27 protein-coding genes are annotated in these 24,746 nt (G+C 68.7%); 20 read left to right on the top strand and 7 right to left on the bottom strand.

The features are described from left to right. Positions 1-6: 6 nt before the first annotated feature. The 4 genes from P7B02_RS00610 to P7B02_RS00595 all read right to left on the bottom strand — a co-directional run bounded on the left by P7B02_RS00610 (position 7) and on the right by P7B02_RS00595 (position 2,756). Positions 7-591: a DNA-3-methyladenine glycosylase I gene (locus P7B02_RS00610; RefSeq protein WP_277784359.1), complete on the bottom strand. Its 585-nt coding sequence runs from the start codon at positions 589-591 to the stop codon at positions 7-9. Next, positions 591-1,460, bottom strand: a complete 870-nt coding sequence (locus P7B02_RS00605) for an alpha/beta fold hydrolase (RefSeq protein ID WP_277784358.1) — start codon at positions 1,458-1,460, stop codon at positions 591-593. The genes P7B02_RS00610 and P7B02_RS00605 overlap by 1 nt, the downstream gene beginning before the upstream one ends. A gap of 79 nt (positions 1,461-1,539) precedes the next feature. Next, positions 1,540-1,908: a PRC-barrel domain-containing protein gene (locus P7B02_RS00600; RefSeq protein ID WP_277784357.1), complete on the bottom strand. Its 369-nt coding sequence runs from the start codon at positions 1,906-1,908 to the stop codon at positions 1,540-1,542. Positions 1,909-1,967: 59 nt separating this feature from the next. Next, positions 1,968-2,756: a YgfZ/GcvT domain-containing protein gene (locus P7B02_RS00595; RefSeq protein WP_277785153.1), complete on the bottom strand. Its 789-nt coding sequence runs from the start codon at positions 2,754-2,756 to the stop codon at positions 1,968-1,970. Positions 2,757-2,813: 57 nt separating this feature from the next. On the opposite strand from P7B02_RS00595, the gene P7B02_RS00590 reads away from it, so the two are divergent. The 4 genes from P7B02_RS00590 to P7B02_RS00575 all read left to right on the top strand — a co-directional run bounded on the left by P7B02_RS00590 (position 2,814) and on the right by P7B02_RS00575 (position 6,879). Further along, positions 2,814-3,854: a glycosyltransferase family 9 protein gene (locus P7B02_RS00590; protein ID WP_277784356.1), complete on the top strand. Its 1,041-nt coding sequence runs from the start codon at positions 2,814-2,816 to the stop codon at positions 3,852-3,854. Positions 3,855-3,887: 33 nt separating this feature from the next. Further along, a complete protein-coding gene (locus P7B02_RS00585) occupies positions 3,888-5,222 on the top strand; it encodes a dihydroorotase (protein WP_277784355.1) in 1,335 nt (444 codons plus the stop codon). Positions 5,223-5,314: 92 nt separating this feature from the next. Continuing rightward, the gene (locus tag P7B02_RS00580) at positions 5,315-5,665 is read left to right on the top strand and encodes a YciI family protein (RefSeq protein ID WP_277784354.1); all 351 of its coding nucleotides are present in this window, start codon (positions 5,315-5,317) and stop codon (positions 5,663-5,665) included. A 44-nt stretch (positions 5,666-5,709) separates the two neighbouring features. Continuing rightward, positions 5,710-6,879: an RNA polymerase sigma factor gene (locus P7B02_RS00575; protein ID WP_277784353.1), complete on the top strand. Its 1,170-nt coding sequence runs from the start codon at positions 5,710-5,712 to the stop codon at positions 6,877-6,879. Positions 6,880-6,936: 57 nt separating this feature from the next. Here P7B02_RS00575 and P7B02_RS00570 read toward each other — a convergent pair whose 3' ends face one another. Continuing rightward, positions 6,937-8,256 (bottom strand): hypothetical protein, encoded by a 1,320-nt coding sequence (locus P7B02_RS00570; protein WP_277784352.1) that lies wholly within the window; start codon positions 8,254-8,256, stop codon positions 6,937-6,939. A gap of 134 nt (positions 8,257-8,390) precedes the next feature. Between P7B02_RS00570 and P7B02_RS00565 the strand changes: the two genes are divergently transcribed. Genes P7B02_RS00565 through P7B02_RS00545 form a run of 5 tightly spaced genes read left to right on the top strand, consistent with a single transcriptional unit; the run spans position 8,391 to position 12,227 of the window. After that, positions 8,391-9,485 carry an MBL fold metallo-hydrolase gene (locus P7B02_RS00565; RefSeq protein WP_277784351.1) on the top strand — a complete coding sequence of 365 codons (1,095 nt, stop codon included), beginning with the start codon at positions 8,391-8,393 and terminating at the stop codon, positions 9,483-9,485. 33 nt (positions 9,486-9,518) lie between these two features. Further along, a complete protein-coding gene (locus P7B02_RS00560; protein WP_277784350.1) occupies positions 9,519-9,959 on the top strand; it encodes a MarR family winged helix-turn-helix transcriptional regulator in 441 nt (146 codons plus the stop codon). 16 nt (positions 9,960-9,975) lie between these two features. Beyond that, positions 9,976-10,746, top strand: coding sequence for an enoyl-CoA hydratase (locus P7B02_RS00555; protein WP_277784349.1), 771 nt, complete (start codon positions 9,976-9,978; stop codon positions 10,744-10,746). A gap of 45 nt (positions 10,747-10,791) precedes the next feature. Then, positions 10,792-11,751, top strand: coding sequence for an SDR family NAD(P)-dependent oxidoreductase (locus P7B02_RS00550; protein ID WP_277784348.1), 960 nt, complete (start codon positions 10,792-10,794; stop codon positions 11,749-11,751). Then, entirely contained in the window at positions 11,748-12,227 is a 480-nt protein-coding gene (locus P7B02_RS00545) for a GNAT family N-acetyltransferase (RefSeq protein WP_277784347.1), read from the top strand. Before P7B02_RS00550 ends, P7B02_RS00545 begins: the two co-directional genes overlap by 4 nt. On the opposite strand, the gene P7B02_RS00540 is transcribed toward P7B02_RS00545, so the two are convergent. After that, the gene (locus tag P7B02_RS00540) at positions 12,224-13,492 is read right to left on the bottom strand and encodes an MFS transporter (protein WP_277784346.1); all 1,269 of its coding nucleotides are present in this window, start codon (positions 13,490-13,492) and stop codon (positions 12,224-12,226) included. The genes P7B02_RS00545 and P7B02_RS00540 overlap by 4 nt on opposite strands. Positions 13,493-13,700: 208 nt before the next feature. Here P7B02_RS00540 and P7B02_RS00535 point away from each other — a divergent pair, with 208 nt between their 5' ends. The 7 genes from P7B02_RS00535 to P7B02_RS00505 all read left to right on the top strand — a co-directional run bounded on the left by P7B02_RS00535 (position 13,701) and on the right by P7B02_RS00505 (position 19,027). Then, on the top strand, positions 13,701-14,234 hold the full coding sequence (locus tag P7B02_RS00535; RefSeq protein ID WP_277784345.1) for a GNAT family N-acetyltransferase: 534 nt from the start codon (positions 13,701-13,703) through the stop codon (positions 14,232-14,234). Between the two features lie 28 nt (positions 14,235-14,262). Further along, positions 14,263-14,823, top strand: a complete 561-nt coding sequence (locus P7B02_RS00530; protein WP_277784344.1) for a DUF1285 domain-containing protein — start codon at positions 14,263-14,265, stop codon at positions 14,821-14,823. Further along, a complete protein-coding gene (locus P7B02_RS00525) occupies positions 14,820-15,464 on the top strand; it encodes a CoA pyrophosphatase (RefSeq protein WP_277784343.1) in 645 nt (214 codons plus the stop codon). The genes P7B02_RS00530 and P7B02_RS00525 overlap by 4 nt, the downstream gene beginning before the upstream one ends. Positions 15,465-15,545: 81 nt before the next feature. Next, positions 15,546-16,769 carry a CCA tRNA nucleotidyltransferase gene (locus P7B02_RS00520; protein ID WP_277785152.1) on the top strand — a complete coding sequence of 408 codons (1,224 nt, stop codon included), beginning with the start codon at positions 15,546-15,548 and terminating at the stop codon, positions 16,767-16,769. Positions 16,770-16,818: 49 nt separating this feature from the next. Continuing rightward, positions 16,819-17,460, top strand: a complete 642-nt coding sequence (locus P7B02_RS00515) for an Isoquinoline 1-oxidoreductase subunit (protein WP_277784342.1) — start codon at positions 16,819-16,821, stop codon at positions 17,458-17,460. Positions 17,461-17,535: 75 nt separating this feature from the next. After that, positions 17,536-18,228: a hypothetical protein gene (locus P7B02_RS00510; protein WP_277784341.1), complete on the top strand. Its 693-nt coding sequence runs from the start codon at positions 17,536-17,538 to the stop codon at positions 18,226-18,228. 1 nt (position 18,229) lies between these two features. Continuing rightward, complete coding sequence (locus P7B02_RS00505; protein WP_277784340.1) at positions 18,230-19,027, top strand: alpha/beta hydrolase; 798 nt, start codon at positions 18,230-18,232, stop codon at positions 19,025-19,027. Here P7B02_RS00505 and hemF read toward each other — a convergent pair. After that, the gene (hemF, locus tag P7B02_RS00500) at positions 19,024-19,896 is read right to left on the bottom strand and encodes an oxygen-dependent coproporphyrinogen oxidase (RefSeq protein ID WP_277784339.1); all 873 of its coding nucleotides are present in this window, start codon (positions 19,894-19,896) and stop codon (positions 19,024-19,026) included. The genes P7B02_RS00505 and hemF overlap by 4 nt on opposite strands. A gap of 361 nt (positions 19,897-20,257) precedes the next feature. Between hemF and P7B02_RS00495 the strand changes: the two genes are divergently transcribed. The 4 genes from P7B02_RS00495 to P7B02_RS00480 all read left to right on the top strand — a co-directional run bounded on the left by P7B02_RS00495 (position 20,258) and on the right by P7B02_RS00480 (position 24,589). Beyond that, on the top strand, positions 20,258-20,965 hold the full coding sequence (locus tag P7B02_RS00495) for a response regulator transcription factor (protein ID WP_277784338.1): 708 nt from the start codon (positions 20,258-20,260) through the stop codon (positions 20,963-20,965). Then, on the top strand, positions 20,962-22,287 hold the full coding sequence (locus tag P7B02_RS00490; RefSeq protein ID WP_277784337.1) for an ATP-binding protein: 1,326 nt from the start codon (positions 20,962-20,964) through the stop codon (positions 22,285-22,287). The genes P7B02_RS00495 and P7B02_RS00490 overlap by 4 nt, the downstream gene beginning before the upstream one ends. An 80-nt stretch (positions 22,288-22,367) precedes the next feature. Next, positions 22,368-23,063, top strand: a complete 696-nt coding sequence (locus P7B02_RS00485) for a carbonic anhydrase (protein ID WP_277784336.1) — start codon at positions 22,368-22,370, stop codon at positions 23,061-23,063. Continuing rightward, positions 23,060-24,589, top strand: a complete 1,530-nt coding sequence (locus P7B02_RS00480; RefSeq protein WP_277784335.1) for a SulP family inorganic anion transporter — start codon at positions 23,060-23,062, stop codon at positions 24,587-24,589. Before P7B02_RS00485 ends, P7B02_RS00480 begins: the two co-directional genes overlap by 4 nt. The last annotated feature ends 157 nt before the right edge of the window (positions 24,590-24,746 follow it).

Below are 24,746 nucleotides of genomic sequence, written 5' to 3'. Positions count from 1 at the left end.
TCGGCTTCACCCGGCGCTCATAGCCTCGCATTCGGCGTGGCGGAAGCAGCAGGTGAGGTGATCGTTGACCATGCCGGTGGCCTGCATGAAGGCATAGACGATCACAGGGCCGCAGAACTTGAAGCCCCGCGCCTTCAGCGCCTTGGCCATGGCCTCGGCCTCCGGTGTCTTCACCGGCACCTGCGACCGATCCGCCCATTGGTTCTTGATGGGCGAGCCGCCGACGAAGTCCCACAGGAACTTGGAGAAGTCTTCGCCCCGGTCGCGCATGTTCAGATAGATACGCGCGCCGTTGACGGCGGCGTCGATCTTGGCTCCGGAGCGGATGATGCCGGCGTCATTCAGCAGACGCTCGCGGTCGGCGTCGCCGAAGCGGGCCACCTTCTCGGGATCGAAGCCGGCGAAGGCGGCGCGGAAGTTCTCCCGCTTCTTCAGGATCGTGATCCACGACAGGCCGGCCTGGAACCCGTCCAGCACGAGCTTCTCCCACAGGGCGCGGGGATCGTATTCCGGCACGCCCCAGTCGGTGTCGTGATAGGCCTCATAGACGGGATCGCCCGCCATGCCGTGCCAGACGCAGCGCGTGACCATCAGCCGGCCAGGAAGCTGTCGATGGCGGCGTTCAGGGCCGCCGGCTGGTCGATCATGATGAAGTGATAGCTGCCATCGACCTGGACCAGCTTGGCCCCCTTCACCGACGCATAGGCGCCCGCGTACCAGGCCGGATAGCTGGCGGTGAACGGCAGGGTGGAGTCCGTGGGATAGACCACGGTGAGCGGCGCGGTGATCTTGGTCAGCTCGGGCGTCAGGTCGGTGGTCAGGATCTCGTGCATGGAGCGGGCCTGGACGCTGCGGTCGCTGGTGATCCCCTGTCGGACGATCTCTTCACGAGCGGATTCGGTCTTCACCATGCCGGCGATGGTCTGGCGCGTGCGGGCCTCGTATTCGGCCTGCGGGCCGCTCTCCAGCCCGGCCTTGATGGCGGCGGCGCCGGCGGTCACCTGCTCCGGCGTCGCTGTGGGGCCGAAGAAGGCGACGGCCAGTTTCGGGAACATGTCGATGACCATGAGGCGGCCGACCAGGTCGGGATGCCGGGCGGCCAGCATCAGGCCCATGGTCCCGCCCATCGAGTGACCGATGACGGCGGGCTTCTTCAGGCCCTTGGCGGTGATGTAGGCCGCCAGCTCCTCGGCCACGCCGGCGGCGACCAGGCCATCCTTGTTGCCGGCGGTCGGCGCGCCGGCGAAACCGCCGAGCTGAACGAGGTGCAGCCGATACTTGCCCTGCAGGTGCGCGGCGACGCCGTCCCACACGGTGCGGGACGAGGTCAGGCCGGGGATCAGGATCACGTCGGGGCCGGAGCCCTTCACCTCGACAGTGAAGCGCGGCTCGGCGGCGTGGGCGATGCTGGTGACTGCGGCGGCCGAGGTCGCGGCGGCGATGAAGGTGCGGCGGTCCATGAATCCCTCCCGATCAGGATCGGGAAGCTAGCCGCCGCCTCGCCGCCGCGCCAGTGGCGCGGTTGGCGCCTTTCGGACCTTAGCCCTTCCAATCGGGCAGGGCGGTCAGCTGCGCCTTGGTCAGCTTGGTGCGGACGATGTGATCGTCGCTGTCGCCCGGCTCCGGAGCCACGGTCACGTCAGCCAGGGCGACGACGACCTTCTTGTCCAGGCCCATGCGGTCGATCTCGATCACCACGGCGGTGGGCTTGCCGGCGGAATCCAGCAGGACGTGTTCGATCTCGCCCGCTTTCTTGTTGGCGGAGTCGATGACGTCGGCGTCCTCGACCTGGCCGACGGTGAAGGCGCCCTTGGCGGGCACGTTCTCGTCGCGGGCGACGGTGAAGGTCTGGGCCAGGGCGGCGCCGCCGATCGCGGCGACGGACAGGCCGATAAGCAGGGTTTTCATGGGAACCTCCTTTGAATTGGACGAGGAGCGAACGCCCCGTCCAACCCGCAGTTCCGGCTTCAGGCGATCCAGTCGGGCCGCTCGACCCGCACCGACCGGCCGTCCACGGTCAGGTCCGCGCCCCCGATCCGGTCCAGGCGCAGCAGGGCCATGGCCCGGCCGTCGACGCCCGACAGCACCTCGCCCGCCCGAAGGGTTCCGGCCAGGACCTCCGCGCCGTAGGCGGGCGGCGGGCCGTCGAAGGTGATCGGCAGCATGCGGTTCTTGATCTGGCCCCGGCGCTTCATGCGCGAGGTTGTCTCCTGACCGACAAAGCAGCCCTTCTTAAAGTCGATCCCGGCCAGCAGGTCGAAGTTGGCCTCAATGGGATAGGTCTTCTCGCCCGCCCAGTCGGCGGGGCCTGGCACGCCTTGCGCCAGACGGAAGGCGTCGTAGTCCGCCTCCGTCGCATCGGTTTCGGAGGCCACGCCATAGCCGCGCCAACCGAGGTCGGGACGGCGGGGATCGCGGACCCAGCCTTCGCCCGGCACGGGGTCCACGTCGAACGCGGCCAGGACCGGCGCATCGTCGGCGGCGATGTCCACCTTGGCGCGCAGGCGATAGAGGGTCATGCGCTGGACCATGGCGTCGCGATGCTCCGCGGCGATGTCCAGCCAGGCGCCGTCCTCGAAGCCGACCACGAACAGATCGAACATCAACCGCCCCTGCGGCGTCAGCAGGGCGGCGAAGCGCGCCTCGCCTGGCTGCAGGGTCGAAACATCCTGGGTGAGCTGCCCCTGCAGGAAGGTCCGCCAGTCGAGACCGGAGAATCTGATCAGGGCGCGGGAGGATAGGCGGGCGATGCTCATGTCAGCCATGTGGCGCCGTGACGCCTTTAACGCCAGAGGCTCGTGCTATCATTAACCATGGGCCGCTCTAACTTCCCGATTCTCTTCATCACCGCGACGCGGATCGGCGACGCGGTCCTGTCCTCCGGCCTGCTGAAACGCTTGGCCGACGAGGTGCCCAACGCCCGCTTCACCGTGGTGGCCGGCCCGGTGGCCGCCCCCCTGTTCGCGCAGATTCCGAACCTCGATCGCCTGATCGTCATGGAGAAGGGCAAGGGCAAGGCCCACTGGTTCAAGCTGTGGAGCCAGGTGCGCGGCAAGAAGTGGGGCCTGATCGTCGATCTTCGCGGCTCCGCCATCAGCGGCTTTCTGCGTCGCGAACGCCGCGCCGTGCATCGCAAGAATTTCGGCGATCCCGTCCACAAGGTGGTCGAGGCCGCGCGCGTCCTGACCCTCGAGGACGATCCGCCGTCGCCCTTCCTGTTCACCTCGGAGGAGACCGAGGCCCGCGCCGCCGAGGTCACGGCGGGCGAGGGTCCCATCCTGGCCATCGGCCCGTCGGCCAACTGGATCGGCAAGGTATGGCCCACCGAACGCTTCGGCCAGACGGCCAAGTCCTTGCTGGCCGGGGAGCTGAAGGGCGGCCGCCTGATGATCCTGGGCGGCAAGGACGACCGGATGATCGCCGACGATCTGATCGCCGCCTTCCCGAAGGACCAGGTCATCGACCTGGTGGGCCAGGCCGACCTGCTGACGGTCTATGCCTGCCTGAAGCGGGCGCGGCTGTTCGTGGGCAATGATTCCGGCCTGATGCACATGGCGGCGGCGGCCGGCGTTCCGACGATTGGCCTGTTCGGTCCCTCCGACGATCTGCTCTACGCCCCGTGGGGGCCCAAGTCGCGAGCCGTGCGCGGCCCCCGCGAGTTCGAGCAGTTTGTGAAGCTGGACCCCGATCTCAGCCAGTCGATCCGTCATATGATCGATCTGCCGGTGGCGAGCGTGCTGGAAACCGCTAAAGAACTCCTCGCGGCGACGGCTGAGCAGCCCGAGGCGCCGGCGGCCGAGCCGGCCGTCAAACCCAAGAAGACGCGGACGAAGAAGGTGGCCAGCGAGGCCTGATCTTCTCCGCGGCGCCAGCGCGGAGACGAAACCATGGCCCAGACCTTCGACCTGATCGTGCGGGGCGGCGAAGTCGCCAACCACGCCGGACGCGGCCTGGCGGACGTGGGCGTCGTCAACGGCAAGATCGTCGCCATCGGCGACCTGTCCCAGGCCTCGGCGGGGGAGGTGTTCGACGCCACGGGCCTGACTGTCCTGCCGGGCGTCATAGACACCCAGGTCCACTTCCGCGAACCCGGCCTGGAGTGGAAGGAAGATCTGGAGAGCGGATCGCGCGGCGCGGTCCTCGGCGGCGTCACCGCCGTGTTCGAGATGCCGAACACCGAGCCGAACACCACCGACCCGGCGACCCTGGCGGACAAGCTGGCGCGGGCCAAGAACCGCATGCACTGCGACCACGCCTTCTATGTCGGCGGCACGCACGAGAACGCGCAGTTCCTGGGCGAGCTGGAGCGTCTGCCCGGCTGCTGCGGGATCAAGGTGTTCATGGGCGCCTCCACCGGCACCCTGCTGGTGCAGGATGACGAGGGCGTGGAGCAGGTGCTGCGCCATGTGAACCGCCGCGCCGCTTTCCACTCGGAAGACGAGTACCGTCTGGCCGACCGCCGCCCTCTGGCCCGCACCGGCGACTGGACCAGCCACCCGGAGGTCCGCGACGAGATCAGCGCCATGCAGTCCACCGAGCGCCTGGTTCGCATCGCGCGCGGCCTGGGCAAGCGCATCCACGTCCTGCACGTGACCACGGCGCAGGAGGTCGAGTTCCTGGCCAAGCACAAGGACGTGGCCAGCGTCGAGTTCACGCCCCAGCACCTGACCCTGACCGCGCCGGAGGCCTATGAACGTCTGAAGGGCTACGCCCAGATGAACCCGCCGATCCGCAGCGCAGAGCACGTGGCCGGCCTGTGGCGCGGCCTGGCCTCGGGCGTCGCCGACGTCATCGGCTCCGACCACGCGCCGCACACCATCGAGGAGAAGGCCCGGCCCTATCCGGCCTCGCCCTCCGGCATGCCGGGGGTGCAGACCCTGGTGCCGATCATGCTGACCCACGTGGCGAATGGCCGCCTGAGCCTGGAGCGGTTCATCGACCTGACCAGCCACGGCGCCAACCGCATCTTCGGCCTGGCCGACAAGGGGCGCCTGGCCGAGGGCTACGACGCCGACCTGACCATCGTAGACCTCAAGGCCGAGCGCACCATCAAGACCGAGCAGCAGGCCACCCGCGCCGGCTGGACCCCCTTCGACGGCTTCCAGGCCAAGGGCTGGCCCATGGCGACCATCGTCCGCGGCACGGTGGTCATGCGCGACGACGAAGTGGTCGCCGAAGGCCGCGGCGAGCCGGTCCGCTTCCAGGAAACCCTGGCGGGCTAAAGAGGCCTCGACTTTCTTCGCGAGCCCTGTCGAATCCGGCGGGGCTCGCGCGTCTCTTCGGCGGCGGCGCTTGGCCGCGCATGGAGGACGAGATGAAATACCTGATGCTGATCGCCGAGCCCGAGAACGCTTATGAGGGCGAGGCTGGCGAGGCGAAGCTGACCGAGATCGTCGGCAAGCATATGGCCCTGGTCGCCGAACTGCAGGCGGCGGGCGCCCTGCTGGGCGGCGACGGCCTGCAGCCCAGCTTCACCGCCACCACGGTCCGCACCCAGGGCGGCGCCCAGACGGTGCATGACGGCCCCTTCGCCGAGACCAAGGAACAGGTCGGCGGCTACTACCTGATCGAAGCCGCCGATCTCGACGCGGCCCTGGCCTGGGCGAAGAAGATTCCCGTGGTCGATGGCGGCATGGTCGAGGTGCGGCCGGTCGCCGAGTACTGATCGGGATGGGGGCGGAGGCGGCTTTCCGCGCCCACGGGGCCAGGGTGGTCGCCGCCCTGGCGGCGCGCTTCCGCGACCTGGATCTGGCGGAGGACGCCTTCGCCGACACCTGCGAGCGCGCCCTGGCCGTCTGGTCCGATGCGCCGCCCCGCGATCCCGCCGCCTGGCTGTACGCCGCCGCCGTGAGGCGCGCCGTTGACCTGAAACGGCGGGCCGCCGTCCGGGCGCGGCTGAAGCCGGACCTGCCGCCGCCCGAGCCGGACCCGGAGGCGCTGCTGATGGCCGCTGACCGGCCGTTCCCCGATGAGCGCCTGGGATTGATCTTCGCCTGCTGTCACCCGGCCATCGCGCCGGAGGCCCGTGTCGCCCTGACCCTGAGGGTGGTCTGCGGTCTTTCCGTCCAGCGTCTGGCCCGCGCCTTCCTGGTCGCCGAGCCCGCCATTCTGCAGCGGATCACCCGCGCCAAGCGCAAGATTCGCGACGCTGGCGTGCCGTTCGAGGTTCCGGGGCGCGCCGCCTGGCCGGAGCGTCTGGAGGCGGTGCTCACCACCCTGGAGATCGCCTACGCCCAGGCCTACCAAGACGCCGCTGGAGCCAGCGAGGCCGCCGAACTTGGACCGGAGGTGCTGCGTCTCTCCGGCGTCCTGGCGGAGCTGCTGCCGGATGAGCCCGAGGTGCTGGCCCTGGCCGCCCTGGTCCGTTTCGCGGAGGCGCGTCGGCCCGCGCGGCTGGACGAGCTCGGCGCCATGGTCCCGGTCAGCGAGCAGGAGCCGGACCTGTGGCTCTCGCCGATGATCGAGGAAGGCGCTCGCTTGCTGGATCGGGCCGCGACGTTGCGGCGGCCGGGACCACGCCAGATTCTGGCGGCGATCCATGGGGCGCATCTTTCCCGCCTGGAGACGGGCGTCACGCCGTGGGCGGACATCGTCGAACTGTATGACGCTCTGCTGTTCTTCCGGCGCGATACCGTGACGCGGGTGAACCGAGCGGTCGCAGCGGCCGAAGCTCAGGGCGCCGACGCCGGTCTGGCCGCGCTTGAGACTGCTGGAGCGCCGAGGGACTGGCTGCCCTATCAGGCGGCGCGGGCGGCGCTGTGCGCGACGGCCGGGCGCCTGGATGAAGCGCGCGCGGCCTACACCGCCGCTCTGGCGCTTGATCCGCCGCCGGCGGAGCGCCTGTTCCTGCAACGCCGTCTGACGGCGCTCCAGATGTAGAAAACCCCGCCGGATCGCTCCGGCGGGGCTCCTACAGTATCCGATCCGGGACCGGACTTATCTCTTCGTCACGTTCGTGGGCAGCTTGCAGCCGCCGCCGACGCCCTTGGCCTGAACGCAGCTCAGGAGCTCCTTGGGCTGATCCGTGCCTTTAGGGAAGACCAAAACCCAACCGGGCAGGCCGTCCGAGCAAGCGACTTCCAGATAACCGTCGGTGTCGGTCGAACCGATGCCGCGCACGTCCGAAACCTGGCAGCTGCCCTTGCCGAACTTGACGAGGTGCTGGGTCAGGCCCGGGTAGTAGGGCTCCTTCTTGGTGAAGGAGCAGCGGTAGCCGGCGAACTCGGCCAGGACGCAGTTGTGGAACTTGGCGGTGTTGGCGCCGAACTCGCCGATGGCGCCGTCCGGACGGTTCGAGCACTGCAGTTCGACGACTTCCACGCCGGCGACGCGGGCCGGCAGCATGCCGTACTTGGCGACGTCGCAGTCGAAGCCGCCCTTCTTGGCCAGACGGGTGTAGAGCGCCGCCTGCTCGGTCTGGGCCGCGCGGGCGTCGGTCAGGGTGCAGCCGCCGCCGACGAATTCGGCCTGGGCGCAGTCGATGGCGCGCTCCAGCTTGCCGGTGGCGGCTTGCTGGAACATGTAGCCCTTGCCGTCCTGGCAGGAGGCTTCGAAGTAGTTCGAGCCGTCCTTGGTGCTGAGGACGTAGCGCTTTTCCTTCACGGCGCAGTTCTTGTCCGACTGGGCGGCGAGCTGGTCGACGACGGCCAGTTGGGCGGCGCGGTCGGTCAGGGTGCAGGACACGTTGCCGCCCGGCTCATAGAGCAGGCAGCTTTGCATCACTACTTCCTGGGCCGGGTTCGGCGGGGACGAGGTGCTCATGATGTAGCCGGAGCCGCCCTTGCAGGCGACTTCGAAGTAGGCGGCCTTGGCGCCGGCGCCGATCGAGCGGGCCTTTTCGACTTCGCAGGGCACGCCCGACTTGGCGACGAACGGCTTCATGCCGGCCAGGGCGTCAGCGTTGCCCGGCAGCTTGCATTCCAGACCCGACGGCTTGCCGTCCGGGCGGGGTTGGCCGGTTTCGAGGCAGGTGAAGGCGCCCGGCTTGGAGCCATCCGACTTGCCCACCAGGACGTAGCCGCCGCCTTCCGAGCAGTTCACTTCGTAGTAGCTCGAATCGACCTTGGTGGCCTTGTCGGTGTTCTTGGCGATGAAACGCGCGTCGGCGAGGGTGCAGGCCAGGCCGGCGGCCTGGATGACGGCCGGCGCTTCGGCCATGCCCTGCGCCTTGGTCTTGTCTTCCTTGGGCGCGGCCTGTGCGGCTCCGCCCAGGGCGGCGACGGCCATCGCGGCCAACGCTATCCCGAACAGCTTCATGGGTTTTGATCTCCTGGACATTCCCCGATCCGCCCATAAGCGCGAGCGCCGGGGCAGGGTCAAGATGGCCGTTCGGCCTTGGGGTTGGACCTAAGCCTCTAAACACCGATGATGGCGAAAAACGGGAGATGATGTTGCGGGATGGATTTGAAACCGCCGAGCCGGAGCCGCGCCGCGCACGGCTGAGCTACCCGTTCGAGACCGCGCCCGAATCAGGCGCGGGCGATGCGGTCGAGGTCGCCCCCGGCGTCCTGTGGTTGCGTCAGCCGCTGGGCGGATCCCTGGGTTTCATCAATGTCTGGGCGATCGAGGACGGCGAAGGCTGGGCGATCGTCGATACCGGAATGGCCACCCCGCCGACCAAGGACGGCTGGCGCGCGGCGTTCGCCGGGGCGCTGGGCGGACGGCCGGTGAGGCGGGTGATCGTCACCCACCTTCATCCCGACCACATCGGCCTGGCCGGCTGGATGACCCGCAAGTTCGACTGCCGCCTTTGGATGACCCGGCTGGAGTATTTCCAGTGCCGCATGTTGGTGGCCGACACCGGGCGCGAGGCGCCGCAGGACGGGGTGCGTTTCTATCGCGCCGCCGGCTGGGACGAGGCGGCGATCGAGCACTATCAGGTGAAGTTCGGCGGCTTCGGCCGCGCGGTCCACGCCTTGCCGGACAGCTATCGCCGCATAGTCGACGGCGAGATCTTCGAGATCGGCGGGCGGCCGTGGACGGTGGTGGTCGGCTCCGGCCATTCGCCCGAACACGCCTGCCTGTGGCAGCCGGAGCTGAAGCTGCTGATCAGCGGCGATCAGGTGCTGCCCAAGATCTCGTCCAACGTCTCGGTCTTCCCGACCGAGCCGCAGGCTGATCCCATGAAGGATTGGCTGACCTCACTGGCGCGGGTGAAGTCGGTCGTTCCCGAGGATGTGCTGGTCCTGCCGGCGCACAACGATCCCTTTCACGGCCTGCATTCGCGCATCGACCACCTGATCGCGGGGCATGAGCGGGCCCTGGCCCGGCTGGAGAAGACCCTGCGCGAAGGGCCGAGGCGTGCGGTGGACGTGTTCTCCCTGCTGTTCGCGCGGGTGATCGGTCCGGACCTGTTGGGGATGGCGACAGGGGAGGCGATCGCGCACCTGAACTGTCTGGTTCACCGCGGCTCGGTTGTGGTCGAGCCTGACGGTGAAGGTGTGCTCTGGTACCGGGCCGCCGGGCCCCTTCAAGAAGATGCTTGATATTTCGCACGCGAATTATAATCTGGATATGAGATGACGAAGACGATCGACCGTCGCTGGTATTTCCTGCTTTCCGCCGGGCAACGCCGTGTGCAGCGCTGGGTGGAGGGGCGGATGGCGTCCAGCAAGGACGGCCTGACCGGCGCCCAGGCGGGACTGCTGTTCTTCCTGGGCAATCGTGACGGCGCCCTGATCGGCGAGGCGGCGGAAGCCCTGGATGTGGCTCCGTCGGCCATGACGGGTCTGGTGGATCGCTCCGAACGCGCCGGGCTGGTGGAACGCCGCCCCGACGCCGAGGACGGCCGGTCGCTGCGTCTTCATCTCACGGACAAGGGCCGGGATGCGCGGGCGACCGCCAAGGCCGGCCTGGCCGAGATCAACGAGAAGCTCACCGAAGGCTTCACGGACGAAGAGATGCAGATTGTCAGCCGCTGGCTGACCAGCCTGTCGGAGAAATTCCGGCGGGCGGAATAGACAGAAAGATCCGGAGATGACCGAACCCGTTCGCGTGGCTGTCGAAGACGGCGTGATGCGCCTGACCTTCGCCCGGCCGGATAAGAAGAACGCCATCACCAACGCCATGTACGGCGTGCTGGCGGACGCGCTGGAGCAGGCGGAGACGGACAGCGACATCCGCGCCGTGCTGATCCATGGCGAGGGCGGGGTCTTCACCTCCGGCAACGACCTGATGGACTTCGCGGCCCAGGCGACGGGCGCCTTCACCGGCGAGCGGCACGTGCTGCGCTTCCTGTCGGCCCTGGCCTGGGCGAACAAGCCGCTGGTGGCGGCGGTGGAGGGGCTGGCGGTCGGCGTCGGCACGACCATGCTGTTGCATTGTGACCTGGTCTTCGTGGCCAAGGACGCCAAGCTGACCACCCCCTTCGTGAACCTGGCCCTGGTGCCCGAGGCGGCGTCCAGCCTGCTGCTGCCGCAGCGCATCGGCCATGCCCGCGCCTTCGCCATGTTCGCCCTGGGCGAGGCGCTGGACGGCGAACAGGCCGCCACCCTGGGCGTCGCCAACGCCGCCCTGCCGGCGGGGGAGGTCCTGGCCTGCGCCGAGGACGCCGCCCGCAAGCTGGCCCAGCGCCCGCTGGGCGCGGTGGTCGCCACCAAGAAGCTGATGCGTGAAGCCGCTTTCATCCAGGAAGTGATGGATGCGGAAGGCAAGATCTTCGGCGAGCGCCTGCTGACCGCCGAGGCGCGTGAAGCCTTCTCCGCCTTCGTCGAGCGCCGCCCGCCCGACTTCAGCAAGGTGGCCTGATCCAAAGCCCGTGGTAGCGTTTCCCAAAACCAGGGAAACGCCGCCATGTCTGACCGCATAACCTCGTCCTTCGGGCGTTCATCCACGGCGCGGGAGGTGGTGGCGGGTCATGACCTGACCGGCCGCACGGCCATCGTCACCGGCGGCGCCACCGGCATCGGGATCGAAACCGCCCGCGCCCTGGCCGAGGCCGGCGCCGACGTGGTCATCGCGGTGCGCAAGCCCGATCTGGCGGAGGCCGCCGTCGCCGACATCGCCAGGACCGCCAAGGGCAAGGTGGAGTGGTCGATGCTCGACCTCGCCAGCCAGGCTTCCATCCGCGCCTTCGCCGAGCGCTGGGGCGACCGTCCGCTGGACCTTCTGATCAACAACGCCGGCGTCATGGCCTGCCCCCTCGACCGGACCGAGGACGGGCTGGAGATGCAGATCGGCACGAACCATTTCGGACACTACCTGCTGACCGTGCTGCTGGCGCCGGCTTTGGAAGCGACGTCGCGGCCGGGGCGGACCTCCCGCGTTGTGTCGCTGTCCTCCATCGGCCATCGCCGGTCGGGCGTGAACTTCGACGATCCGCAGTATCGCCAGCGGCCTTACGACAAGTGGGAGAGCTACGGTCAGGCCAAGACCGCCAATTCCCTGTTCGCCGTGGGTTTCGACAAGCGGTTCAAGGGTCGTGGCGTGCGCGCCAACGCGGTCATGCCGGGTGGCATCCTGACGCCGCTGCAGCGCCACCTGCCGATCGAGGAGCAGCAGGCGCTTGGCTGGCTGGATGAAAACGGCAAGCCGCGCGAGGGTTTCAAGACGCCGCAGCAGGGCGCCTCCACCTCCGTCTGGGCGGCGGTGGGGCAAGAACTGGAGGGCGTCGGCGGCCTCTATCTGGAGGACTGCGCCCAGGCCGTGCCCTGGTCGAAGGACAAGCCCTGGGTCGGGGTGATGGATCACGCCCTTGATCCGCAGGCGGCGGATCGCTTGTGGGACCTGTCGCGGGAGACCACCGGGGCATGACCGTCACGCTGCGACGCGCGGGGCCGGACGATCTCGATCTGGTGTTCGGCTTTGTCCGTGACCTGGCGGAGCACCAGGGCGATCTGGACTACATGCACGCCACCCGCGCCGACCTGGCGGCGGCCCTGTTCGCGCCGGAGCCGCACGTGTTCTGCGACATCGCGGAGCGTGATGGCGAGGCGCTGGGCGGGGCGGTGTGGTTCTACACTTTCTCCACCTGGACCGGGCGGCGGGGCATCTATCTGGAGGACCTGTTCGTGCGGCCCGCCGCGCGTGGCCTGGGCGTCGGCCGCATCCTGCTGGGCAGCCTGGCCAGGCGGGCGATCGACGAAGGCTGCGCCCGCGTGGAATGGGCGGTGTCGAACTACAATCTCGACGGCGCGGCGTTCTATGCTCGCCAAGGCGCCGTGGGGCAGGAGAGCTACCGCATCTGGCGTCTGGACGGCGAGGCCATGCGGGACCTCGCCAAAGCCTAGGTCAGTCGGTCCGCCTTGCGCAGGACCGGGAACAGCTTGGCCCAGATGGCGGTCACCGCCAGGGCGCCCGCGCCGCCGACCACCGCCGCCGCCACGGGGCCGATGAAACGGGCGACGAGGCCGCTTTCGAACTCGCCCAGTTCGTTGGACGCGCTGATGAACACACCCGAAACCGCCGCCACCCGGCCGCGCATGGCGTCGGGGGTAACGATCTGCACCAGGGTCTGGCGGATGAAGACCGAGACCATGTCGGCGCCGCCCAACACCACCAGCGCGCCGACCGACAGCCACAGGTACTTGGACAGGCCGAAGACGATGGTCGCGAGGCCGAACAGGGCGACCCCCGTGAACATGGCGACGCCCGCGTGCCGGCGGATCGGAACGGCGGCCAGATAGACGCCGACGATGGTCGCGCCGATGGCCGGCCCGGCGCGCAGGATGCCGAACCCTTCCGGTCCCACGTGCAGCACGTCGCGGGCGAAGACCGGCAGCAGGGCCGTGGCCCCGCCCAGCAAGACCGCGAAGAGGTCCAGCGAGATGGAGCCGAAGACGATCTTGTTGCTCCACACATAGGCCAGCCCCTCCTTGATCAGGGCCACGCGGGAGCCGGGCTGGGCCTGGGGCTTGGTGGGGGTGCGGATCAGCGACAGCAGCAGGGCGGCGGTCAGGTACAGGCCCACCGAACTGCCGAAGGCGAGGCCGGGTGAGACGGCGCACAGCAGGCCGCCCAGGGCCGGGCCGATGATCGACGCCGACTGCCAGGCCAGGGAGTTCCAGGCGATGGCGCGGGGCAGCAGCTCGCGCGGGACCAGCATGGGGGCCATGGCGCTGTTGGCGGGAGACAGGAAGGCGCGCGATGCGCCGAACAGCACCGACGCCGCGAAGATCGGCCACAGGCCCGTGTGTCCGGTCAGGGCCAGCCAGGCCAGGACCCCGGCGGTGCAGCTGTCCACCAGGATCGAGATCACCACCGTGCGGCGGCGGTCATAGCGGTCGGCGGCCTCGCCCGCGATCAGGGTCAGGCAGAACAGCGGCAGGAACTGCGCCAAGCCGATCATCCCGACCCAGAAGGCGCCCTCGGCCACCGTGTGACCCGTCTCCCGCGCCAGGGCGTAGACCTGCCAGCCCAGGGCCACGGCCTGGATCTGAACGCCGAGGATGGCGATGAAGCGCGCGGCCCAGAACTTGGGAAAATCAGGCTGGCGAAGCAGCGCTTTGAGGGAGGCTGCGGCGGGCGCGTCGGCGCTGGATGATGGCTCGGTCATGGGCGGCGGCACCATGCGCCGCAGCCTCGACCATGGCAACGCTGTTGACCCGGGGCGTCATCAGCCTTATGCGCGCCGGTCATCTTTGACGGTTATGTGGGGCAGGCATGCGACGCCAGCGACGAACCCCGCGCTCGACGCGCTCGTAACGCCTCCCGGCCGCGATGACCGGGAGCCATCTCTCCCGTCTTCCGTTCGCCCAAGGCCGATGACCGTCAACACCGCTTCTCTCGACGCCGCTTACGAAATCTCCCTGGAGACCCCGGCCGACGCCGGTCCCATCGAGAGGCTGCTGAACCGCGCCTTCGGGCCGGGCCGTTTCGTGAAGACGTCGGAACGCCTGCGTGAGGGCAACCGTCCGCTGACCGACCTGTGCTTCGCCGCACGCTCCGACGGCGAGGTGGTGGGCTCTGTTCGGTTGTGGCCGGTGCGGATCGGCGGCGCGCCCTGCGCCTTCCTGGGCCCGCTGGCCGTGGACCCGTCGCGGCAGGGCGAAGGCCTGGGCCAGGCCCTGGTGGCTGCGGCCTGCGAGGCGGCGGCGCGCGCGGCCTGGCCGGCGGTGCTGCTGGTCGGCAATCCGCCCTTCTTCGCCAAGATCGGCTTCGTTCAGGCGGCGGTCGGCATCCATCTGCCTGGGCCGGTGGAGGCGCGCCGCCTTCTTGTGCGCGCCCTGCGCGAAGGCGGGGCGGACGGCCTTTCGGGCGATGTCGTGATCGATCCCGCATCGGCGCCGCTTTCCTGATCGCCTGAACGGGCCTAACTGAGGTCCGATGGCGCAGGAGCAGAAGACCGGACTGGATGGAGTGGCCGAGGCGGCGAAAGCCGCTGGTTCGCGCGGCCTGCCGCCGGTGCATCTTTGGAATCCCGAGCACTGCGGCGACATCGACATCCGCATCCGCAAGGACGGGGTCTGGTTTCATGAGGGCACGCCCATCGGCCGCGAGGCCCTGGTGCGGCTGTTCTCCACCGTCCTGCGCAAGGACCCTGACGGCTTCCACCTGGTCACGCCGGTCGAAAAGATGCGGATCGAGGTGGAGGACGCGCCCTTCATCGCCATCCGTGTGGACCGCGTCGGCGAGACCCTGCGTTTCCAGACCAATGTGGGCGACGAGGTCGAGGCCGGCCCCGACAACGCCATCCGTGTGGAGATGGACGAGGCGACGGGTGAGCCGCGCCCGTACCTGCATGTGCGTCGCGGGCTGGAGGCCCTGATCGCCCGGCCGGTCTTCTATGAACTGGTGGAGATGGCGGCGGAGCGCGACACGCCCGAGGGACGGCGCTTCTGCGTCCAATCCGGCGGCGCCTGGTTCCCGGTGGGGCCGACCGCATGAGCGCGCCGTTCATGGCCGCCGAGCAGCGGAGCTTCATCACCAGCCGGCTCGACACCCTGAGCAGCTTCGATCCCGAGGCCGGCGGCGGCTTCCGTTCCGACTTCGACCTCAATCCCGACCTGAAGACCCTGGAGCCGGTGAAGCTGCGCGAGGCGGCGGTGCTGGTGCCACTGGTCGAACGGCCGGAGGGGCTGACGGTGATCCTGACCCGCCGCGCCGACACCCTGCGCAACCACGCAGGCCAGATCGGCTTCCCCGGCGGCCGCATGGACCCGGGCGAGACCCCGTGGGACGCGGCCCTGCGCGAGGCGGACGAGGAGATCGCCCTCAATCCCGCCCTCGTGCATCTGGCTGGTTTATCGACGCCCTATCGCACCGGCACGGGCTATCACGTCACGCCTGTGGTGGGCTTCATCAAGCCCGGCTTCACCTTGACCGCCAGCGCGGCCGAAGTGGCGGACGTGTTCGAGACGCCCTTCGACTTCCTGATGAATCCCGCGAACCACCAGCGGCAGTTCTACGACATGCCGGACGGCACGCGCCGCTGGTTCTACGCCATGCCTTGGCAGGAGCGGTTGATCTGGGGGGCGACCGCCGGAATGCTGCGCGCCTTATGGGAACGGCTTTACGGCGAGGATTGAGCTTCCGCCGGGGCAGGGTGCTAGGTTGCCGGAAAAGCGAGGGAGCGTAGCGTGACCGACAGCATCGGCGTGCGGCCGTGGATGAGCGATCCGGCCACCCAGGCGGTGATCAACGCCCTGGAGGCGGCCGGCGGCCCGGGCTGCGCCCGGTTCGTGGGCGGGTCTGTCCGCAACACCGTGCTGAACCGTCCAGTGGACGACGTGGATATCGCCACCGCCCTGCTGCCCGACCAGACCATCGCCGCGATCGAGGCGGCGGGCCTGCGCGCCATCCCCACAGGCGTCGAGCACGGCACGGTGACGGCGATCAGCAACAGCCGCCCATTCGAGATCACCACCCTGCGCCACGACGTGGAGACCGACGGCCGCCACGCGGTGGTCGCCTTCACCGACGACTGGGCGGAGGACGCGGCGCGGCGGGATTTCCGTTTGAACGCTCTCTATGCTGACGCCCGAGGCGCGATTTTCGATCCGACGGGCGAGGGCGTGGCCGATGCCAAGGCTGGCCGCATCGTCTTCGTGGGCGATCCGGCGACGCGGATCGAGGAGGACTATCTGCGCATCCTGCGCTTCTTCCGTTTCCACGCCTGGTACGGGCGGGGGGAGGCGGACGCGGCGGCCCTGGCCGCCTGCGGCGCGGCCAAGGACATGCTGGGGCGCTGCTCCGCCGAGCGGGTGGCCAAGGAGCTGCTGAAACTGCTGGCCGCCGATGATCCGCGCGGCGCCGTCCGCCTCATGGCCGCCACCGGCGTCCTGGGCGTGATCCTGCCGGAGGCCGGCGACCTGTCCCGCTTCGAGGGACTGGTGGAGGTGGAGACAGAGCAGCTCTTCACCTGCGACGCCGATCTGCGACTGGCCGCCCTGGTCGGCGGCGACGAGGCGGCCGTCGGCGCCATGGCTGACCGCCTGCGCCTGTCCAACGCCCAAAAGGGGCGGCTGCAGGCCGCCGCTGGCGTGGATGAGCCGCGCATCGTCAGCTGGATGAGCCCGCGGGAGGCGCGTCGCGCCATCTACGCCCTCGGCCAGAACGCCTTCGCCGACCGCATCAAGCTGGCTTGGGCCGCCGCCGACCGCTCGGCGGTGACCCCGCAATGGCGGGGACTGCTGGCCCTGGCCGAGACCTGGACCCCGCCGCCGTTCCCGATCAGCGGCGACGAGATCCTGTCGGCCGGCGTGCCCAAGGGGCCGCTGGTGGGCCAGGTGCGGCGCGAGGTGGAGACCTGGTGGGTCGATCAGGATTTCCTGGAGGACAAGTTCTCCGCCATCGAACGGCTGAAGGCGGTGGCCCAGGGCCTGGCCTACTAAGGCAACCGCTCGGCGACCTTCGCCGTTGTGCGCCATGGAGGCCGGTCCCATGCGCGCACACACCCTCTTGATGATCACGGGCGGCGTCGCCCTCGCCGGGGCGGTCGCCCTGTCGACCGTGCAGGCGGCGGCGCCGAGAACGGCAGCCGCGCCGCAGGGCCTGCAGCCCGTCAGCGCCTTCGCCTCCATCGCCGACACCAAGGCGCGATCCCAGGCCCTGTTCGTTGAGGCGGGCAAGGTGATCCAGCACCCCCGCTGCCTCAACTGCCACCCGGCCGACCGGACCCCGACCCAGGGCATGAAGATGATCCCGCACAACCCGCCCATGCAGGGCGGTCAGTCGGGTCATGGTGTGCCGGGGCTGCCCTGCCTGTCCTGCCACCACGAGAAGAACGTGCCGGCCATGGGCGACCGCATCCGCAGCGTGCCCGGCGATCCGAAATGGGCGCTCGCCCCCATCGAAATGGCCTGGCAGGGCCGCTCGCTCGGCCAGATCTGCACGCAGATCCAGGACCCGGCGCGCAATGGCGGCAAGACCCTGGCCGAGCTGCACCACCACATGGCCGAGGACCATCTGGTCGGTTGGGGCTGGAACCCCGGCGCCGGCCGGGAGCCCGCGCCCGGCGACCAGAAGCGCTTTGGCGAGCTGATCAAGGCGTGGATCGACACCGGCGCGGCCTGCCCCGCCTGAAGCGGGGATAACGGCGTCGTTACAATCTTGAGTTGGATTCAAGGTTAGGCTTCGTCCGTCTCTGGGAGGGCGGACATGCTGACCGACAATCTGCAGCTTCTGATCACGGCGATCCTGGCGACGGCCGGACTCGGGACCGCAGCCATGGGTCTGGTGGAGGCGATCAAGGCCGCGCCGGGGTGCTGGCTTTCGAGCATCGGCTTCAAGCGCATCTTGGCGGTGACGCGAGAATTCGACGGCGCCCTGAGCGCTGCGGTGGGACCGAACTGGTCGGCCATGCTGTCCGCCCACTGGGTGAACGGGCGGCCGCGCGCGGAGCAGAAGGCGATCATCCGCTCACTACTGCGCCTCGGTCTCGTGGACGGCGCCGTGGATCAGCTGGCCAAGGCGGGGAACGTGAAGGAGGCCAGCCTCAAGTCAGTCGCCGGCAAGCTTCAGACCGGCGGCGATCTCAGCGACGTCGAGCTCACCCTGCTGGGGCGGGTCGAGGCGGTGGTTGAGGCCAAGTTGGACGCCGCCTTCGACATCGCCGAGCAGCATTACAAAAACGCGGCGCGTCTTTGGGCGGCGTTTTTCGCCATCCTGCTGGCGCTTGTCGCCTGGGCGCTTCTTCAGCAGTCGTGGACTTGGTCGGACGCCATGGCGCGGGAACTGATGCTCGCCCTCGCCGCCGGCGCCGCCGCGGTGCCCATGGCCCCCGTGGCGAAGGATCTGGTCGCGGCGCTGTCAGCCTCCGCCAAGGCGGTCAAGGCGGCCAAGGTCCTCTAGGATGACGCTCTATCTGAACCTGCGGGAGAGCCAGCCGCAGATGATGAGCGGCGACGGCGGGCCAGGCGCCAGACTGATCGCCGACGAAGCCGTCAACGGCGAGATCCGGGGGCGGACAGTCGTGTTCGGCGTCCACGGCTTCAACGTGCGTTACAAGTCTGGCCTGCGCTCCCTGGCCCGTCTCGACGCGGCGTTGAAGCTGCCGCAGAGCCACGTCTTCATCGGGGTGCTGTGGCCTGGCGACTTCTGGGTCCCGGTGATCAACTATCCGGCCGAATGGGAGGATGCGGTCAAGGGCGGCCAAGCGCTCGCCCGCTACGCCCAGGCGCGGATGGCGTCAGCGCCCCGTTTCGCTTTTGTCTCGCACAGCCTGGGCGGGCGCCTGGCGCTGGAGGCGGCGGCGCATTTGCCGGACGATCGGGTCGGCCGCGTCTGCCTGATGGCGGCGGCCACGGACGACAACTGCCTGGAGCGGCCCTATGACGTCAGTCTGCGTAAGGCGCAGAAACTGACGGGCCTGGCGTCACGCAAGGACAAGGTCCTCGCCGTCGCGTATCCGCTTGGCGACTTCGCCGGAGACCTGCTGTTCCGCGACAAGGACAGCCCGTTCCGAGGCGCGCTGGGCCGCTACGGGCCCCGGTTCAAGACGCCGAACTGGGTGCGCATCGAAAACCGCGAAGGCTTCACGCACAGCGACTATTTCCCGCCGGGAGACACAACGCCGCTCAAGCCTACACAGGGCAAGGCGATCCGGTACGCACGTGACTTCCTGCTCAGCGACGAGCCCGGCTGGGCCTAGGGCCACTTCACCATCGGCGGCATGGAGCTGAGGATCGAGTCCACGTTGCCGCCGGTCTTCAGGCCGAACATGGTGCCGCGGTCGTAGAGCAGGTTGAACTCCACATAGCGGCCGCGACGGATCAGCTGCTCCTCGCGGTCGGCCTCGGTCCAGGGCTCGTCCATCCGGTGACGGACGATCTTCGGATAGATGTCGAGGAAGGCCTCGCCCACGTCGCGGGTGAAGGCGAAATCCTTCTCCCAGTCGCCGCTGTCGTGGTGGTCGTAGAAGATGCCGCCCACGCCGCGCGGCTCGTTCCGGTGCGGCAGGAAGAAGTACTCGTCACACCACGCCTTGTACTTGGCGTGCCAGTCGGGGTGGTGCGCGTCGCAGGCCCGCTGCAGGGCGGCGTGGAAAGCGACGGCGTCGTCCGCCTCCTGACTGCGTTGGGTCTCCAGCAGCGGCGTCAGGTCGGCCCCGCCGCCGAACCAGTGCTTGGTGGTGGCGATGAAGCGCGTGTTCATGTGGACCGCCGGCACGCGCGGATTGGTCATGTGAGCGATCAGGCTGACGCCGGTGGCGAAGAAGCGCGGGTCCTCGGCGGCGCCGGGAATGGTCTTGGCCATTTCGGGCGTGAAGGTCCCAAACACGACCGAGGTGTGTACGCCCACCTTCTCGAACAGGCGGCCATGCATCATCGACATGACGCCGCCGCCGCCCGCCTCGCGCGTCCAGGGCTTCTTCTCGAAACGGCCCGGCTCGCCGGCGTACAGCTCGGCCGGAGCCTCCTCCTCCAGACGCTCGAACTCCGCGCAGATCCGGTCGCGCAAAGTTTCAAACCATTGCTGAGCAAGGGCCTTGCGGGTGTCGAGGAGGTCGGTGTCGTTCAAGGGAAGCCGCCGGATGGACGCGAGGTCATGAAGCCGAATTAAGCTGCATCCGCAGCCGCCGCGCCTAAAAGCAGCCCGACATTGGGAAGCGCAACATGAAATCGATCCTGTTCACAGTCGCGGCCGGCGTGATGAGCCTGTGCAGCGTCATCTGCCTGGGCGCCTTGCCCGCCGCGTGACGCGACGGCTTGAGGGTTGACCTTGCGACGCCAAGGGCTTCTTCTCGCCCGCGCTCTGTAAGGAAGTGTTTCCGCGACGGCGGTTATCCCTTTTCCATCGAACAGCGACGTTTGGCGTCGTTGACCTTGGGCGTAGGGGTTCCTAGGTCGCCCTGTAACTTCGTCCCCCGTTTGTTGATTTCATGCCTTCGCCCAAAATTCTGCTCGTCGAGGACGATCCCGCGCTGCGGACGATCACCAGCCGGGTGCTCCAGCAGAACGGCTATCGCGTTCTGCCCGTCGGTTCCGGCGGGGAGATGTGGGCCGCGCTGAAGGACGGACCGGCGGACCTGATCCTGCTCGACATCATGCTTCCGGGCGGCAACGGCATCGACCTGTGCCGGCAACTGCGCCAGGACCACGACATCCCGATCATCTTCATCAGCGCCCGCGGCACCGAGACGGATCGCGTGGTGGGACTGGAGGTCGGGGCCGACGACTATCTGGTCAAACCCTTCAGCACTCGCGAGCTGGTGGCCCGCATCCGCGCCGTGCTTCGTCGCGGCCATCCGGTAGCCCGCAAGCCGGGCGGCGAGGAGCGGCTGCAGTTCGACGGCTGGACCGTCAGCATCGCGCGGCGGGAGCTGTTCTCGCCCACCGGCGCTTATGTCAGCCTGACCGGCGCCGAGTTCGACCTGCTGGCCAGCTTCCTTGAGAACCCGCAGCGGATCATCGCCCGCGAGCGCCTGATCGAGCTGTCGCGCACGCGCCTGGGCGACACCTCCGACCGCAGCGTCGACGTTCTTGTCAGCCGCCTGCGCCGCAAGCTCTCCATCGAGGGCGGCGCCGCGCCGATCATCACGATCCGGGGTGTGGGCTACATGTTCAACACCGAAGTCACCCAGGGGTGAGCTGGCTCGGCCACGCAAAGGTCGGTCTGGCCGGACGGATTTTCGCGATCCTTCTGCTCGCGCTCGGCGTCGAGTTCTGCATGAGCACGCTGGTCTATGAGCGCGCCAGCAACGTCACCACCCGTTCGGAACACGCGCATCGTGTGGGCGAGCACCTGGCGGTGGCGCGCCGTCTTATGTCCGATCAGCCGCTGAACGGGCGAGCGCTTCTATCCAAGGAGCTGTCCAGCAGCCGCTTCCAGATCCGCTGGCTGCCGTCGAAGATCGAGCCGCCGCGTCCGGACACGGCCGCCCTGCCGCGCATCGACGAGCAGATCATCCAGTGGGAGCCGGAGCTCGCCCAGGCGGCCCTGCGCACGCATATAAAGCCGGGCAACCACGGCTGGGTGCAGGGCGACCTGCAGCTCGAGGACGGCACCTGGATGGAGTTCAAGGCGGCTGGCGTCATCACCAGCAACCGCCTGTCCTTCGCGCGGATGACCTCGGCCCTGGCGCCGGCGCTGATCCTGGCCCTGCTTGCCGGCTTCATGCTGCACAAGACCTTGAGCCCCATGCGCAGCCTGGCCATGGCCGCCGAGCGGATCGGCCGCGGCGGGCGCTCGGTGCTCAAGGAAGAGGGGCCTGGCGAGGTCCGCCGTGTGGTCCGCGCCTTCAACGACATGCAACTGCGCATCGACCGCCTGATCTCCGACCGCACCCAGGCCCTGGTCGGGGTGAGCCATGACTTGCGTACGCCATTGGCGCGCCTGGCCCTGCGTCTCGATGCGATCAGCGACAAGAAAATCCGCCGTGAGGTGGAGCGGGACGTGCAGGAGATGAGCTCCATGGTCTCCTCCCTGCTGGCCTATCTGGGCGGGGCGGAGGATCCGGAGCCGCAGATCCGCCTGGACGTCGCCGTCCTGGCCGCGAGCGCCGTGGACGATCTGCAAGATAGAGGGATCAAGGCGCGGTACAGCGGCGACAAGCACGCCGACGCGGTGGTCCGCCCGATCGCCCTGGGTCGGGCGCTCAACAACCTGATCGAGAACGCGCTTCACTACGGCGCTCAGCCGATCCAGGTGACCGTGGGGCGTGAGGACGACTGCATCGTGGTCGCGGTGGAGGACCATGGCCCCGGCATCGCGCCGGAAGACCTGGAGCGGGTGCGTCAGCCCTTCGGGCGGCTCGATCCCGCACGCCCGCGAGACACCCAGGGATTCGGCCTGGGCCTGGCCATCGTCGATCAGATTCTGGGGCGGGAGAACGGGTCGCTGCGACTGGTCAATCGACCGGAGGGCGGTCTCAGCGCCCAAATTCGTCTTCCAGTCGCGTTGCAGCAATAATTCCTTACAAGCGCGCCGCGCTGCAGCAAACTAGGGCCTCTACCTTTGCTCCAATAGGAAAAGCCTAAGGAGCATTCGGCGTGAACGACCTCATTGGCAGGGTCCTGGATTTCAAGGACCGCGTTTTCTCTGCTCAAAGCGATCTCTACGCCCGCCTCGCGACCGACGGGCAGAGCCCCAAGGCGTTGATGATCTCGTGCGCGGACTCCCGCGTGGTTCCTGAGCACATCATGCAGGCGCAGCCGGGCGATCTCTTCGTCTGCCGCAACGCCGGCAACATCGTCCCCCCGTTCGCCACCATGAACGGCGGCGTCTCGTCCACGGTCGAGTACGCGGTCGTCGTCCTGGGCGTGCGCGACATCATTGTCTGCGGTCACTCCGACTGCGGCGCGATGAAGGCGCTGGGCAAGGAAGACGTTCTGAAGCACGTGCCGAACGTGGCCGCTTGGCTGCGTCACTCGCAAGCCGCCCACAAGGTCGCCTGCGACTGCTATCCGACCCTGCAGGGGCCGGAATTCGAGCGCGCGGTCGCCATGGAGAACGTGGTCGCCCAGATCGCGCACCTGCGCACGCACCCGTCGGTGGCCACCGCTATCGCCCAGGGCAAGCTGGCGCTGCACGGCTGGTTCTTCGACATTCACGCCGGCACGGTCCAGGCGCTGAACGGCGACACCGGCCGCTTCCAGCTCGTCCGTGAAGGCGAGCCGATGCCGGTGGCCCTGGCTCACGCCGAGCGCCGCGCGGCTGACGTCGAACCGATGGTCGCCGCTCAATGACGACCGCGTCGACGACTTCCGCGACCTCAGGCGCCGGGTCCCGCACGATTGTGCGGGACTTCACCGCTTCGATCGTCGTCTTCCTTGTGGCCATGCCGCTGTGCATGGGCATCGCGATCGCTTCGGGCGCGCCGCCTGAAAAGGGCCTGATCACGGGCATCATCGGCGGTATCGTCGTCGGCGCCCTCGCGGGCTCGCCGCTGCAGGTCAGCGGCCCCGCGGCCGGTCTGGCGGTCATTGTCTTCGAACTGATCCGCGACCACGGCCTCACCGCCCTCGGTCCGGTGCTGATCCTCGCCGGCGCCATCCAGGTGCTGGCCGGCGTGCTTCGCCTGGGCGGCTGGTTCCGCGCCATCTCGCCCGCCGTGGTGCACGGCATGCTTGCCGGGATCGGCGTGCTGATCGTGGCTGGCCAGTTCCACGTTCTCTTCGACGCAAAGCCTCTGGCCAACGGCGTTGAGAACCTTGTGGCGGCTCCGGGGCGCGTCCTGGGCCTCGGCGCCGGCGGCGCTGCTGTTCAGCAAGCGGCTCTGGTCGGCGTCTTCTCAATCATCGCCATGCTGGGTTGGGAGAAGTTCCGTCCCAAGGCCCTGCGTCTGGTTCCGGGCGCGCTGATCGCGGTTCTCGCCGGCACCTTCCTCGCCGCTGGTCTTTCTCTCGGTGTCACCCGAGTGGAAGTGCCCGCGTCGATCTTCGCCGCGGTGGTTCCGCCGAGCGGCGACGCCCTGTCGATGTTCTTTAATCCGACGATCATCACCCTGGCCATCGCCATCGCCTTCATCGCCAGCGCCGAAACCCTGCTGTCGGCCGCCGCGGTGGACCGCATGCATGACGGCGTCCGCACCAAGTACGACAAGGAGCTGCGTGCTCAGGGCATCGGCAACATGCTCTGCGGCTTCGCCGGCGCCCTGCCGATGACGGGCGTGATCGTGCGCAGCTCGGCCAACGTCCAGGCCGGCGCCATGACCCGCATGTCGACCATCCTGCACGGCGTCTGGATCCTGGCTCTCGTGGCCCTGGCTCCCTGGCTGCTGCGCCAGATTCCGATGGCCGCCCTGGCGGCGATCCTGGTGGTCACCGGCTTCCGTCTGATCAGCCTGAAGCACGTTCGTCACCTGCTTCACCAGTATGGCCCGATGCCGGCCGCCATCTGGGCGGGCACCCTGATCATGGTGGTGGCCACGGACCTGCTGACCGGCGTGCTCGTCGGCATGGCTTTGTCGCTGGTCGAACTGATCCCGCACATCCGTCGCGCCAAGCTCAACATCGAGCAGAGCGCGGACGAGGAGAACAGCTCCCTGACCCTGAACGGCACGGCGACCTTCGTCTCCCTGCCGAAGCTGTCGGCGGCGCTGGAATCCACCCCCGCCCGCGGGACGGTGAAGCTCAACCTCGAGAGCCTCGCCCACATCGACCACACCTGCGCCGAAATGCTCAACGACTGGGTCCAGCGCATCCGCGATGCGGGGGTGAAGGTCGAGATGAGCGGCGCGAACGAAAAGTTGCGGCGATTGGTGCCGGCGTAAGCCGACCCTGCAGCCGTTGGCGGCGACGTGCATCCCCGGGCGTGTCGCCGCCCCTCCTGCGCGCTGGCGTCCTTACCGGGACGTCGAGGGCGGCTCCGACCTGCTCCAGGTCGGGGTGGATGGCCGTCCCCTCACGGTCATTCTAGATGTCGGCAAG

This window comes from Caulobacter segnis, from assembly GCF_029543125.1.
Taxonomy (GTDB): domain Bacteria; phylum Pseudomonadota; class Alphaproteobacteria; order Caulobacterales; family Caulobacteraceae; genus Caulobacter; species Caulobacter segnis_D.
The sequence above is the reverse complement of the archived record's forward strand: the minus strand, read 5'-3'. Positions and strand labels throughout refer to the sequence as shown.

Coding starts and splice junctions, on each gene's coding strand:
- P7B02_RS00555 (WP_277784349.1), top strand. CDS start 9,976: ATGACCGAACCCGTTCGCGTGGCTGTCGAAGACGGCGTGATGCGCCTG.
- P7B02_RS00540 (WP_277784346.1), bottom strand. CDS start 13,492: ATGACCGAGCCATCATCCAGCGCCGACGCGCCCGCCGCAGCCTCCCTC.
- P7B02_RS00495 (WP_277784338.1), top strand. CDS start 20,258: ATGCCTTCGCCCAAAATTCTGCTCGTCGAGGACGATCCCGCGCTGCGG.
- P7B02_RS00480 (WP_277784335.1), top strand. CDS start 23,060: ATGACGACCGCGTCGACGACTTCCGCGACCTCAGGCGCCGGGTCCCGC.
- P7B02_RS00535 (WP_277784345.1), top strand. CDS start 13,701: ATGACCGTCAACACCGCTTCTCTCGACGCCGCTTACGAAATCTCCCTG.
- P7B02_RS00530 (WP_277784344.1), top strand. CDS start 14,263: ATGGCGCAGGAGCAGAAGACCGGACTGGATGGAGTGGCCGAGGCGGCG.
- P7B02_RS00525 (WP_277784343.1), top strand. CDS start 14,820: ATGAGCGCGCCGTTCATGGCCGCCGAGCAGCGGAGCTTCATCACCAGC.
- P7B02_RS00610 (WP_277784359.1), bottom strand. CDS start 591: ATGGTCACGCGCTGCGTCTGGCACGGCATGGCGGGCGATCCCGTCTAT.
- P7B02_RS00515 (WP_277784342.1), top strand. CDS start 16,819: ATGCGCGCACACACCCTCTTGATGATCACGGGCGGCGTCGCCCTCGCC.
- P7B02_RS00510 (WP_277784341.1), top strand. CDS start 17,536: ATGCTGACCGACAATCTGCAGCTTCTGATCACGGCGATCCTGGCGACG.
- P7B02_RS00545 (WP_277784347.1), top strand. CDS start 11,748: ATGACCGTCACGCTGCGACGCGCGGGGCCGGACGATCTCGATCTGGTG.
- P7B02_RS00600 (WP_277784357.1), bottom strand. CDS start 1,908: ATGAAAACCCTGCTTATCGGCCTGTCCGTCGCCGCGATCGGCGGCGCC.
- P7B02_RS00580 (WP_277784354.1), top strand. CDS start 5,315: ATGAAATACCTGATGCTGATCGCCGAGCCCGAGAACGCTTATGAGGGC.
- P7B02_RS00605 (WP_277784358.1), bottom strand. CDS start 1,460: ATGGACCGCCGCACCTTCATCGCCGCCGCGACCTCGGCCGCCGCAGTC.
- P7B02_RS00590 (WP_277784356.1), top strand. CDS start 2,814: ATGGGCCGCTCTAACTTCCCGATTCTCTTCATCACCGCGACGCGGATC.
- P7B02_RS00585 (WP_277784355.1), top strand. CDS start 3,888: ATGGCCCAGACCTTCGACCTGATCGTGCGGGGCGGCGAAGTCGCCAAC.
- P7B02_RS00550 (WP_277784348.1), top strand. CDS start 10,792: ATGTCTGACCGCATAACCTCGTCCTTCGGGCGTTCATCCACGGCGCGG.
- P7B02_RS00595 (WP_277785153.1), bottom strand. CDS start 2,756: ATGAGCATCGCCCGCCTATCCTCCCGCGCCCTGATCAGATTCTCCGGT.
- P7B02_RS00560 (WP_277784350.1), top strand. CDS start 9,519: ATGACGAAGACGATCGACCGTCGCTGGTATTTCCTGCTTTCCGCCGGG.
- P7B02_RS00505 (WP_277784340.1), top strand. CDS start 18,230: ATGACGCTCTATCTGAACCTGCGGGAGAGCCAGCCGCAGATGATGAGC.
- P7B02_RS00520 (WP_277785152.1), top strand. CDS start 15,546: ATGAGCGATCCGGCCACCCAGGCGGTGATCAACGCCCTGGAGGCGGCC.
- P7B02_RS00570 (WP_277784352.1), bottom strand. CDS start 8,256: ATGAAGCTGTTCGGGATAGCGTTGGCCGCGATGGCCGTCGCCGCCCTG.